This window comes from Bacteroides sp. UBA939, assembly GCF_002293435.1.
Classification (GTDB): Bacteria; Bacteroidota; Bacteroidia; order Bacteroidales; family Bacteroidaceae; genus Bacteroides.
This window is the reverse complement of record NZ_DBDF01000173.1, coordinates 14,740-28,369: the sequence shown is the minus strand read 5'-3', so window position 1 is coordinate 28,369 and position 13,630 is coordinate 14,740. Positions and strand designations below refer to the sequence as shown.

5 protein-coding genes and 2 pseudogenes are annotated in these 13,630 nt (G+C 44.8%); 5 read left to right on the top strand and 2 right to left on the bottom strand.

The features are described from left to right. Both B2Z67_RS11045 and B2Z67_RS11040 read left to right on the top strand, forming a co-directional pair. Positions 1-843 (top strand): RHS repeat domain-containing protein (locus B2Z67_RS11045; protein WP_291529884.1); only part of this gene is annotated, 843 nt, incomplete at its 5' end. Positions 844-847: 4 nt separating this feature from the next. After that, positions 848-1,261 (top strand): hypothetical protein, encoded by a 414-nt coding sequence (locus B2Z67_RS11040; RefSeq protein ID WP_291529883.1) that lies wholly within the window; start codon positions 848-850, stop codon positions 1,259-1,261. A gap of 613 nt (positions 1,262-1,874) precedes the next feature. Here B2Z67_RS11040 and B2Z67_RS11035 read toward each other — a convergent pair. Beyond that, the gene (locus B2Z67_RS11035; RefSeq protein WP_291529882.1) at positions 1,875-3,422 is read right to left on the bottom strand and encodes an ATP-binding protein; all 1,548 of its coding nucleotides are present in this window, start codon (positions 3,420-3,422) and stop codon (positions 1,875-1,877) included. A 237-nt stretch (positions 3,423-3,659) separates the two neighbouring features. Further along, a pseudogene (locus tag B2Z67_RS16000) lies at positions 3,660-3,893 on the bottom strand (transposase); the annotation flags it as partial. Between the two features lie 126 nt (positions 3,894-4,019). On the opposite strand from B2Z67_RS16000, the gene B2Z67_RS11025 reads away from it, so the two are divergent. From B2Z67_RS11025 to B2Z67_RS11015, 3 genes and pseudogenes are all read left to right on the top strand, one after another. Beyond that, positions 4,020-8,120 (top strand): hybrid sensor histidine kinase/response regulator transcription factor, encoded by a 4,101-nt coding sequence (locus tag B2Z67_RS11025; RefSeq protein WP_291529880.1) that lies wholly within the window; start codon positions 4,020-4,022, stop codon positions 8,118-8,120. A gap of 476 nt (positions 8,121-8,596) precedes the next feature. Further along, positions 8,597-11,749, top strand: a complete 3,153-nt coding sequence (locus tag B2Z67_RS11020; RefSeq protein ID WP_291529879.1) for a SusC/RagA family TonB-linked outer membrane protein — start codon at positions 8,597-8,599, stop codon at positions 11,747-11,749. 10 nt (positions 11,750-11,759) lie between these two features. Next, a pseudogene (locus tag B2Z67_RS11015) lies at positions 11,760-13,624 on the top strand (RagB/SusD family nutrient uptake outer membrane protein). Positions 13,625-13,630: the final 6 nt, after the last annotated feature.

Here is a 13,630-nt window from a genome sequence, read left to right as displayed (position 1 = left end):
ACCGGAGCCAACGTCAGCATGTCCGCCTCAATGGATTTCAAGAACGGCTCCAATACCGCCAAGGAGTACGAATACGACGCCAACGGCAACATGACCAAAGATTTGAACAAGGGGATAAGCGCCATCTCGTATAATCTGCTCAACCTGCCCCGTTCACTGTCCATATCCAATACCTCCGGTTCGGCAACAAACACCTACGTGTACGCCGTCGACGGACGGAAAACAACTACAAATATCAGCGGAAAAAAGACGGATTATTGTGGGAACATGATTTATGAAAACAATGCGTTGAAGCGCATCCTCATCGAGGGCGGCTACTATGAGCCTGGGAGCACCGCCACCAATGGAACGTACTACTTCTACCTGACCGACCATTTGGGTAACAACCGGGTGGTTGCCAATGGGAGCGGAACGATTGTGCAAAGTAACCACTACTACCCTTATGGAATGTCATTCACCGAAGGTACGCAGACTTCCTCGCAGCCGTACAAGTTCGGAGGAAAGGAACTGGATACACAGAAGAGGCTGAATTTGTACGATTTTTCAGCGAGAATGCAGGATCCGGTGGTTCCGGGGTTTACGACGCCTGACCCGTTAATGGAAAAATATCCATGGTTGTCTCCGTATGCATATTGTACAAATAACCCTCTCAGGTATATAGATCCGACAGGTATGGAATTTACAGATTCTTCGTGGAAAATCCTTCTGAGATTAGTTAATGACATCTTAGAAAGGAAAAAAAGAAATGCAAAAGAGGTGGCAGAAAAACAAGCCAAACTTGCAGCAGGTGGTTTATCCGATAAGAAAATTTCCAAACTTCAAAAACAAATAGAATGCAAATAACACCATGAAAAATTTAGTTACTATTTTCGCATGTGTATTACTATTATCTTGTAATACTAAAAAAATGACACTTTCTCCTTATGTAGCTGTCTATAAAAGCGAGGGAGGGGGGATTTTTTTACCTACATATATATTTTTGAGGACACAACCGAAGGTGTATGAAATATATGCTCCTGGTATTCGTCTAAGCACTATTGGACAATGGAATATCAGTAATGATACATTGTTTTTCTTGGCTAAGTATGAATATTCCGGAAAAAATAATGAATTGTATATGTATATTCCGGAAGAACCAACCATTTCATCCATTCCACAGCAGTATCTTATCAGAAATGACAGCTTGATTGATATTACGGACTATAGCACTATCCTACTTTATAAATCAAGTTATAAGGAAGTTTATGTACGTTATAAGTAATCAAAAAAAGTATTAGTTCTTGATTGTCTTCTTCAAAAGTGGAAACTTATAACTGGCATCCCGTTTCCGGAATTGTTCCGGTTAAATATAAAAGTTATGAAGAAAACTGTTTTTTTGAGCCTGTTACTTGCTTTATTGATGATTCAATGCAAAAGTTTACCTGTGCGGAAAATAGAGAAGGGAACCGGATTATTTCTATAAAAGCCGCAAGTTGATGCTTAAAGAAGTTTTTCTTTAGGTATTCTTAGGTAAATATTACTTTTTCGGCTATTTTTGCATAGAATCTTATAGCTTAATAACAGGGTCATGAAAACACTATTGCCTTTCTTATCTCTCTTCTTTGGACTGTGAAATCCGTCTCATAAAACTGCAAAATTCATCTCGTGGGACAGATTATAGCCTCACGAACCTTATAACGGGCAACAGAATTACCTTTAAGTTGATAAACTACCCAGCAGTAGTTGACGATTCATGGTGCACTTCTCTCTTATGAAGGGGTTTCTAAGAGGCATTTCACTTTTCTCGCTTGCGTATTTCCAAGCAAACAAGCCACAATGCTGAAATATCGCATTCTCAGCGGATTAAAAATACAATTTGTCAATTTGATAATCGGCTATGATATCACCCACTTCTCTATGTTCCGAGTCGTGGCGGAGAAGTTCACACCTATCTTAAACAGCTTGCGGGAATCGTGTTCAAACGGGCGGGCATACTGCTTTTCTTCTATCTGTTGCAGAGCCTCTTCCGCAGTGCCATCCAGCTTAAACTCCATAACGTAGATAAATTGGTCTGTTTGAAGTACCAGGTCTATGCGCCCGTCGCTTGCGTGGTATTCCGCTTTCACGTAGAAGCCTACCAACTTAAAGACAATAAACAGAACGTTTTGATAGTGCAGTTCCAAGTCACGAATCAGTTCGTAAGGGGTATCAGCAAAGAAGCTTTGCAGGCGGCGGAAGAAGGCGTCACAGTCGCCCGACTCTACTTCATTGACAAATTTCTGAATCTCGAAAGGAGATTCCACAGCATCAGTATTGGCATAGAAAGGAAGCAGGAATTTAACGAAGCCTTCTTCCACTTCACGGTTGGGGAAGCCCAAAGTGTATGTACCAAAACGTTCATCATACCCTTTTATAGTAAGATATCCGCTCTGATAAATTACAGGAATCGGATTAGTCGAGGTAGAATCAATGCTGTTCAGCACATCGGCGCTCGTTTTCTCATGTGTTATCCGCTCAAGGTTGTAACGATGCTTTTTCAGTAATTCAACCAGATAGGTAGGCGTACCGGTCTCGAACCAGTAACTTCCGAATTCCAGTTTAGCAAATGTATTGAGTAAGCTAAAGGGATTATACATCCCGATAGAGTTTGCTGCAAAATGATAGCCATCGTAGCATTCTTTCAGCTCGGAGCAGATTTTCTCGTAGGTCATATCCTGACTGTCTGCCAACGTATGTAGTTCTTCTTCCAGGTTATCATGAATTTCCTGCTCTGTGATGCCACAAAGTTCCACATAGCGCTTATCCATCGAAATATCCATCAGGTTGTTCAGGTCGCTGAACACACTCACCTTGCCGAACTTGGTAACGCCTGTCAGTAAGGCAAATCTGATGTAATCATCCATCGACTTCATTACACCATAGAATGCTTTCAATGTATCCCGGTACTCCTTTTGCAGGGCATCATTACCGATAGCCTGCAACATCGGTTTGTCATATTCATCCACAAGAATCACTACCTGCTGCCCGGTTTTCTCAAATGCCTTTTGAATAACGTGGTAAAAGCGTTCCTTCGGCGCACGGTCTGAATAAGGAGAACCGTATTCCTGTTCCCACTTTTCCAAATGTTTATTCAGTTCTTGCAATAATGCCTCTGCGCTGTCATATTTACGGGCGTTAAGATCCAGATGAAGTATTGGATATTTCGTCCAGTCCTTCTCCAGTTGCTCCATTGCCAGCCCTTCAAAGAGTTCTTTCTTTCCCTGGAAGTAAGCCTCGAGTGTAGAAATAAGCAGGCTCTTGCCGAAGCGGCGAGGGCGACTGAGGAAATAATAGCTGCCCGTTTCTACCAATTTATAGATCAAGGCAGTTTTATCCACATAGAAAAAACCTCTTTTGCGGAGTTTCTCGAAATTCTGGATACCGATAGGATAAAGTTTACTCATAATTGCGGCGTTTATAGACGACATGCGCAAAGATAGGAAATTTCAATGAAGAATAGGTGGCACAGGTTTCTATTTTTATGAATCACGATTGCCCTTCCGTATAAATGAAAGGCCGTTGCCACGACAGGCAACGACCTTTACTGAGGATATTAACCCAACTTTAACTCTATAAGCAGAAATTCTTGGCTGTACGTGGTTCAGTCGCCTCTCAAGGCAGTGGCTGTGTACTACAGATTTCTCGCCTTTTTGTTTGAGTTGGTGACGGATGGTGTTGACGATCCAATAGGCAAGCAGGCCAAAGAAAATGTGAGCGTCCGCTCGTTCGTCTTTTCTGTGATAAATCGGGCGCAGGTTTAAATCACTCTTTAATTGTCGATTGGTACATTCAATTTCACGAATCAGGTTATAATACTCCCAGGTGGTTCGTTTATCGAGCCTTCGGATGTTTGTCCGCAGAAAATACACCCCGCTGAGGTGATCCGGGTCATTATTTAGTTTGATGTTCCATAAAAAAGAAGTTTTTCTTTAGGCTTTCTTAGGTAAATATTACTTTTTAGGCTATTTTTGCATAGAATCTTATAGCTTAATAATAGAGTCATGAAAACACTATTGCCTTTCTTATCTCTCTTCTTTGCAATAAGCGGATATGCACAGTCTGAGAAATTATTCACAGTAGACCGTGAATTATCAAACAGTAACATTACTCAGATATACCAAGCTAAAAACGGAGTTATATGGATAGCTACCGAAGACGGACTGAACCGTTACGACGGAGCTAAATTCAGTGTGTATAAACATGAAGAAGACAATGACAGTTCCTTGATAGACAATAATGTACGGGATATTTTCGAAGACAGCAAAGGACACTTTCTGATAGGTACGCAACGTGGATTACAAGTATACGATCCGGCAACTGAAATCTTTAAAGAAATACCGATTATATCCGCAGCCGGAATAAACATGAAAGCACATATCTCCATGATAGTGGAACGAAAAAATGGAAACTTGCTAATAGGCACAGCCGGACACGGCATCTTCTCATTGCATTTCGACGGAACAGAACCTGTCATCACAGATATACAACTCGTACCCCACTTTTTCATCAAATACATATTTGAAGACCGCGACCAGAACCTTTGGATTTCAACAGAAGGAAAAGGAGTATATCGCATCGATGCCTCAGGCAATTCGCGCCACTACTTCACCGGCAAGGAGAATAGCTGGAACATCGTCACCAATATATGCGAAGATGAAAAAGGACGCATTTATGCCAGTAGCATAAGCAAAGGAATGTTCATTTACGACCCGTACGAAGATACGTTCAAACCTATCCCCTGTCCCATGTATCCTTATCTTCCCATCAATACCCTGTACGCCACCGGACAAGGAAAAATATACATAGGAACCATAGGTGATGGTATCAAAGTATATGATACCCATACACAGCAAATCAAAGAAAGCGAATTCAGCTTCACGACCTTCGACTTCAATAAGGCAGATGTATACGCCATCATGAAGGACAAAGCAAACAATTTATGGTTAGGTATCAATACGAAGGGAGTCATGTTACTTCCCGCCAAAAGCAACCAATTCAAATACATGGGGCACAAGTCATTGACAACTAATCAGATTGGTTCAAACAGTATCAGATCTATTTGTAAAGACAACGAAGGAACATTATGGCTCGGAACTGCCAATGACGGCATCTACGGATTAAAAAAAGAAAACAGACCGACAGTACATTTCGTTCACAAGGACGACGGAAAATCCGTCCCCTCCACTATTATCAGTATTCATCAAACACCAGACGGACGTATATGGCTGGCATCCCCACTGGAAGGCTTAGCCGAAATGGACCCGCAAACCGGAACATGCCGCTATTACAAACTACAGGATCGGAACCAGAATGATGTCAAAAACATCTCATACCTGACTTCCGATAAAGACGGAGAACGCCTATGGATAGCCTCCATGGGTGGAGGTCTCTTCTACCTGAACCTGAAAACAGGGAAAATAAACAGATGCGGGTCTTTTGAAAGTGGTAGAGAATACCGACAAAACCACAATATGCTCCATAATGGCTGGATATCCTCATTGCTCTATACCCGAAACCATAAACTATACATCGGGACATACGACGGACTGGGTTGTCTGGACACACAGACCATGAGTTTTATTTCAACTTACGGACAAAACAGATTATTCTCTGGTTCCATTATTCTAACACTTTTCGAAGATGAGAAGGGAGATATCTGGGCAGGAACCACCAAGGGACTCCTCCATATTGACGGAGAAACCGGCACATCCAAAATGTATACCACCCACGACGGACTGCCCAACAATACGATTTGCGCCATACAAGGCGACTCTGAAAACGGACTATGGATCAGTACCAACTATGGTATCTCGAACCTGAACCTGCAGACAAACAGTTTCATCAATTACTACGCCGGAAACGGATTGCAGGGAAACGAATTCAGTAAGAACGCCGCCTATACCGATGAACATGGACACCTCATCTTTGGTGGTATCAATGGCATCACTTACTTCCAGCCTTCGGAGATAGCCATGGAAGTTAAAAAGCCCGAGGTGAGAATTGCCGATTTCTATGTCCATAACAAAGCTATTAATAAAGGTACAAAATCCGGTAAATACACAATCATCGATACCAGTTTGCAGGAAGCAAACAGGTTTCACCTATCTTATAAGGACAATTCATTCAGTATAGAGTTCTCGTCCATGGAATTCTATAATCCGGAACGCATCACCTATCTATACTCCATGAACGGTTCTGCCTGGGCTGCATTGGCGCCGGGTGTCAATAGGGTTTCGTTCAGCAACCTGTCACCGGGAACCTATCGCTTCAGGATGAAAGCCAAAAACTACACAGTCTACTCGGAGGAAAAAGAGATTACCATTCAGATAGACCCCGCATGGTGGGCATCAGGCTGGGCTAAGTTAATATACACAATATTAGTGTTGACAGTAATCGGCATTATCATTCTGCAGATACGCCACCGCTACCGGATACGTCAGCAGATGCTGCAACACATTCATGCCGAACAGATAAACGAAGCCAAACTACAGTTCTTCATCAATATTTCGCATGAGATACGGACACCGATGTCCCTCATCATCAGCCCTCTGCAACAACTGATGGCCAAAGACAAAGATACAGAATGCAGAAAGCTCTATGCCACCATACAACGAAATGCAGAACGCATCCTGCAACTGGTCAACCAGCTGATGGATATCCGGAAGATAGACAAAGGCCAAATGTCTCTCACTTTCAGGAAAACGGAAATAGTGAGCTTTACCCAAGATATCATAGCAACTTTCGATCAACAGATAAAAGCCAAGAAGCTTCAACTGAACTTCCAGGCCTCCGACCCTGAAATAGATTTATGGATAGACGTCAAGAACTTCGATAAGATCATACTCAATCTGCTATCCAATGCCTGCAAGTTTACCCCGGAAAGTGGGCAGATAGAATTCAGCATCAGCACGGGTAAAGATAATACCCTGCAAAAGAATGCCCCTCTACGCCACTATGTTGAACTGACAGTAGCAGACAACGGCATCGGCATCGCTGCTGTTGAACGCGAACATATATTCGAACGCTTCTACCAGATACGAAACAGTTCGAACAATTCAAACATCGGAACCGGTATCGGACTTCACCTGACACGTTCCTTGGTGGAACTGCATCACGGAAGCATCCGCGTAGAAGATAACGAAAATGGTCAACCGGGTTCCCGCTTTGTGATACGGCTGCCGTTGGGACATGCTCACCTGAAAGAGGAAGAACTCGAAAAGGATACGGCAATCGCCAACGCCGCAGAACTCCAAACAAACCATACGCAGACTATTCCATATAATGACGATGAGGAGCCGGATAAGAAAGTACGTGTCCGCGTCCGCCGCCATGTCCTTGTGGTAGAAGATGATGAAGAAATTCGCCGTTACATCTGCCATGAATTGCGCAACGACTTTTATATGACCGAATGCAGCAATGGCAAAGAGGCATTGGCAATCATATTAGAACATCCTCCCCATCTCATAATCAGTGATGTGATGATGCCTGAGATGGACGGCCTGGCACTATGCCGCAAGATACGCCAGAATGTTAACATCAACGACCTGCCCATTATCCTGCTCACCGCCCGTACACGCGAAGAAGATAATCTGGAAGGACTGGAAACAGGCGCCGACGCTTACCTGACGAAACCATTCAGCATCGAACTATTGAGGAAAACCGCCCTCAGCCTGATTCGCAGGCGGGATGAACTACGCAATGCCTTCAGTGGTCGCCAGAACCGGGAAGAACAGCTATCGGCCTTTGAAGTAAAATCTCCCGATGACCGGCTCATGGAACGTGTCATGCGTGTTATCAACGACAACCTGAGCAACCCGGAGTTGACGGTAGAGATGATTAGTTCGGAAGTCGGCATCAGCCGTGTCCACTTACACCGCAAACTCAAAGAACTGACCAATCAGACCACACAGCACCTCATCCGTAACATACGCCTGAGACAAGCCGCCTCCCTGTTGGCAGAAAAGCGGCACAGCATAACCGAAGTGGCTACATTAACCGGATTTATGCATCCCACTTACTTCGCTACGGCATTCCGCGAAATGTATGGTGTATCTCCAAGCGAATACATGGAGCAGCACGCAGAACAAGACAAAACAAATTGACATGGCTCACCCGAAACATCCGGTATCTGAACCGGATGTTTCCCTGCATAAATACCGGATGACTTTACTTAGCAGTAGTTGAATCATCCCGCAGGATAAACAGAAAAACAGAAAAAGTCCATTATCAATGCCTGAGGCAATCTTTTCTCTTGCAGCTATGTAAATCCTGCAATCAGAAGATTTAGCCTCAGGTGTCATGTTCTAACCCTCCTAAAGGCTACTGTGTTACATCAGTTAAGGTCTATGTTACACCCACAACACAACATGCAACATCAGTTAATCTTTCTGCAATAGAAACATATCGCTTATTTATGCCGTACTTCCTACATTTGCTTCTTGAGAATAATAACAATTCTCTAATCATTCATTTAATTAAATAAAAAAACAGTAGAATTATGGAAAACATGTATGACAACAGCTAATCGTTATTTTTATAACAATCAGAGAAAACTATAGTTATTAACTATCTTAAACTAATGGTAATGGAAAATGTAAAAAAGAAAATTAAAAAGATTCCCTACCTGTTTCTTTTGATGCTTTTCAGCTGCCTGACAGCTTCAGCACAACAAGGAATTACAGTGAGAGGGACAGTCGTAGACGACAATGGCGAGACTATTATTGGAGCCTCGGTAGTTGTAAAAGGTAATAATTCAATAGGTACGATCACAGATATCGACGGTAATTTCACGTTGACCGTGCCCAATGAAAGGTCTGTCATTGTCGTTTCGTATGTAGGTATGGAGCCACAGGAAATAAGGGCTTCATCGAAGGGGGCTATCAGAGTAATCTTAAAAGACGACACACAGTTATTGGAAGAAGTGGTTGTCGTTGGTTACGGACAACAAAAGAAAGCCTCAGTGGTAGGCTCTATCACACAAACCAGCGGAAAGACCCTGGAGCGTGCAGGTGGTGTAAGCAGTCTGGGTGCTGCACTGACCGGTACTTTGCCGGGTGTAATCACCACCAGTTCTACCGGTATGCCGGGTGCCGAAGACCCTCAGATCATCATTCGTACGCAGAGTTCATGGAACAATAGCGCACCCTTGATATTAGTAGACGGTATTGAGCGCGAAATGAATTCAGTGGATATTTCTTCCGTAGAGAATATCTCTGTATTGAAAGATGCTTCGGCTACTGCCGTTTATGGTGTGAAAGGTGCTAACGGTGTAATCCTTATTACTACCAAACGTGGTAAAGAAGGAAGGGCCAACGTGCAAATCAAGGCTAACGTAACTGCCAAAGTTGTATCTAAACTCCCTGAAAAGTACGACGCCTATGACACGTTCTACCTGATGAACAACTCCATTGAACGTGAAGCCGCTCTCAATCCTAACGGATGGGCCAACTATACACCGGCAGACATCATCAACAAATATCGTTATCCTGCCAATACTACCGAGTGGGACCGCTATCCCAATGTGAACTGGGAGGATGAGCTTTTCAAAAAAGCTGCCATGTCCTATAACACGAGCGTGAACGTATCGGGCGGTACCAAACTTGTGAACTACTTCGCGGCTGTGGATTTCGTAAGTGAAGGTGACTTGTTCAAGAGTTTCCAGAACGGACGCGGTTACAACTCCGGTTTCGGCTATAACCGCATTAACGTGCGCAGTAACCTGGACTTCAATTTGAGCAAGACTACCAAATTCTCCAGTAATCTGTTTGGGTCGAACGCACAGCGCCAATTACCTTGGGATATGCGTGATACCGACACCGGCGCCTGGAACTCGGCCTATAAATCTGCTCCCGATGCCATGCGCCCTGTTTATTCCAACGGCATGTGGGGTTGGTATGCTCCACGAGATGCCGATGTTCCCAACTCTGTTTACCTTTTTGCTACGGGCGGTAAGGAAAAACGTACCACCACCAAGATGACCACTGACTTCATCCTGGAGCAAGATCTGTCCATGCTGACTCAGGGACTGAGATTCAAGGCGAATGTCTCTATGGACTACACTTTCGTAGAGAACAAACGTGGTCTCATCGATCAGTACAACGATGCACAACGCTTATGGGTGGATCCGGATACGGGCGAATATAAATACAGATACGATCCGGATACAGGTACCGGACTCGACAAGGTAATTAACCCAGTCTATTGGCTACAGCAGAATGGTAATGCAGATATCAATGCCACTTACCGTAAGCTTTACTATTCCTTACAGTTTGATTATGCCCGTACCTTCGGCAAACACGAAGTTACCGCTCTCGGTCTATTCAGCCGGTTAAAAGAGGCACAGGGAAGTGTATTTCCAATCTACCGGGAAGACTGGGTGTTCCGTCTTACCTATAACTATGCCACACGCTATTTCCTGGAAGTCAACGGCGCTTATAACGGTTCCGAGAAATTCGGTCCCGATTATCGTTTCGCTTTCTTCCCCTCTCTCTCATTAGGCTGGATGCTCAGTGAAGAGGCGTTCATGAAGAAGTTGGAATTTGTCGACATGTTGAAACTTCGTGCTTCCTGGGGAAGGGTAGGTGACGATGCTGTGGTTGCTCACTGGGAGAGATTTAACATGCGTAACCGTTTCTTATACAGTGACCAGTATAGCTACAGTGGTAATGCCGTTATGGGCAGCATCAATCCGGATAACTCTCCCTATACTTTCTGGAGAATTTCGGCATTGGGCAATCCCAACCTTTCTTGGGAAACGGTGGAGAAACGCAATATAGGTTTGGATTACGCTTTCTTCGATGGGCTGATAGCAGGTTCGGTAGACGTATTCAACGATACCCGTACAGATATTTTGGTTGCCGGCGGCAACCGTGCCATCCCTTCCTATTTCGGTGCAACGGCTCCCCGTGCCAATCTGGGTAAAGTAAACAGTCATGGCTACGAATTGGAATTGCGTTTGAACCACGTATTCAAAAATGGTATGCGCGCCTGGATGAATGCCAGCATGACCCATGCCATCAATGAAATCCGCTTCAGAGATGACCCTCCTCTGCTGCCTGCTTATCAGAAAGGAGTCGGACATTCCATCAATCAAGTTTATGCATACATTGACCATGGTAACCTGGCTACCTGGGACGACGTTCTTGGTAGCAGTACCTGGACAACCGGAAATGACATGAAATTGCCGGGTGATTACAATATCATTGACTTCAACGGCGACGGTATAGTAGACAATGACGACCGTGCTCCCTATCAGTATGCCACTACGCCGCAGAATACCTATAACGCTTCCCTCGGTTTTGAATGGAAAGGATTCAGTTGCTTCGCCCAGTTCTATGGCGTAACCAATGTAACCCGTGAAGTCAACTTCCCGACATTCCGTTCCACTGCCCACATTGCTTATGCAGAAGGCGAATACTGGACACCGGGAGGAACAGCCACCTTACCTACTCCACGCTGGGGAACTGCCGTAGATGCAGCCGCTGCCGGTACCCGTTACTGGTATGACGGTGCCTACCTTCGTCTGAAGAATGTCGAAGTATCTTATACATTCAAGAACAACTGGTTGAAGAAAATGGGTGTTAATGCCTGTCGCCTCTACCTGAACGGTGACAATCTCTACATGTGGACCGACATGCCCGATGACCGTGAGTCCAACTACGGCCCAAGCTCTTCGGACGGTGCTTATCCTATGGTACGCCGTTTTAACATTGGTATTGACATAACTTTATAATAACGAAGATATGATTACGAATAAATATATCAACAAACTATTTGTAATGTCGGTCATTACAGTGACAGGCATGATAGGGATGACCTCGTGTACCGACTATCTGAATAAAGCCCCTGAGACTGATTACTCAGAGAATGACCCCTACAAGAACTTTAAAAATTTCCAAGGCTTCACCGAGGAGTTATATAACAGCATCCCGGCGATTTCAAATAATAAAGATGCAGGACATACCTGTTTCAATTACGGCGAAGATGAATTTTGGGAACCACAGGAACTGCGTATGCAGGCTCGTAGCGTGGACAACGGAGACTTTTGGGCTTGGACAACTGCTTACTATGGTTACCCGAATAATCAAGGCGGAGCAGGTACAGACAGCCGAATGGACAAAGGTCACTTATGGGCCAACGCCTGGTATGCTATCCGTAAAGCCAACATCGGTATTGCCAACCTCGGAAATCTGGTAAGCGCTACCGAAGAAGAACGCAACCTGATAGAAGGTCAACTTTACTTCTTCCGTGCATGGTACCACTTCATGCTGATGGAATGGTGGGGCGGCATGCCATATATTGATGAAGTGTTACCTACGGACATGTCTCCGACATTGGGTCGCCTCAGTTGGCAAGAGTGTGCGGAAAGATGCGTAGCCGATTTTGAACATGCGGAAGGCTTGCTCCCTGTAGACTGGGATGCAACAGCCGTCGGAAAAGCTACGCTGGGTAAGAACAATATGCGTATCAACCGCATCATGGCTATAGCCTACAAAGGCAAGACCTTGCTTTGGGCAGGTAGTCCGTTAATGAACTGGGCTTCCGGAGGCGCCAGAGAATACAATGTGGAATTGTGTAAACGAGGTGCCGATGCCCTCGGGCAAGCGCTTGTCCTCATCGAGTCAACCAATCGTTATGAGTTGGCCGACTTCTCCGAGTACAACGACATCTTCCTGTTACACAACTCAAGCGGCAAGCTGAACGGAGTAAGAGAATCCATCTTCATGGANNACGTTGGCGCTGGAACATGGTCAACGATTTCCGCCCGCAATCCATCGAAGCTTCCGGTATCAAGGCTTATCCCACCGCCAACTACGTGAACTACTACGGTATGCAGAACGGTTATCCGATCAATAACATGACAGAGGCTGACGCCGAATCGGGCTATGATCCCACGCATCCCTGGAAGAACCGTGACCCGCGTTTCTACAAGACCATCATGTTTGACGGTGTGAAATGGAGAAGTACCGGTGGTGCAGGCGGCACATCAGAACTGTTCACCGGAGGCCGGGAAAGTGAAGAAGTCAACGATCTGAAAGGCTGCTTCACGGGTTATATGAACAGTAAGCTTTGTCCGCAATTGATGAACACGTTTGACGGTTATAAAGAAAACAATATTTTGATCCTCAGCCTTATGCGTCTGGCAGATGTGTATCTGATGTACTCCGAAGCTACGGCTGTAGGATACAACGGACCGAAGGGCAAAGCCACCACCTATTCACTTACCGCCGAAGAGGCATTGAACAAGATTCGCGATCGCGCCGGCGTAGCCCCCGTACTCGACAAATTCTTGGGCAACACCGCAGACTTCCTGAGTGAAGTGCGCCGCGAACGTGCTGTGGAACTATCTTTCGAAGGCTTCCGTTTTACGGATCTTCGCCGCTGGATGCTTCTCACCCAACATCCTTATACGGTGAAGACCAAGATTGAGTTCGACCGCGCCGATCCTAATGATTACAATTATGATGCACCGGAAGAAAACGCTATCATAAACCTGCGCGAAATCCCATTGGTGGAGCGTAAATATACCGACAGACATTATTGGTATCCGCTTCCCAAAAAGGATGTTAGCATGTATGACGCATTCTATCAGAATCCCGGATGGTAAATCTTG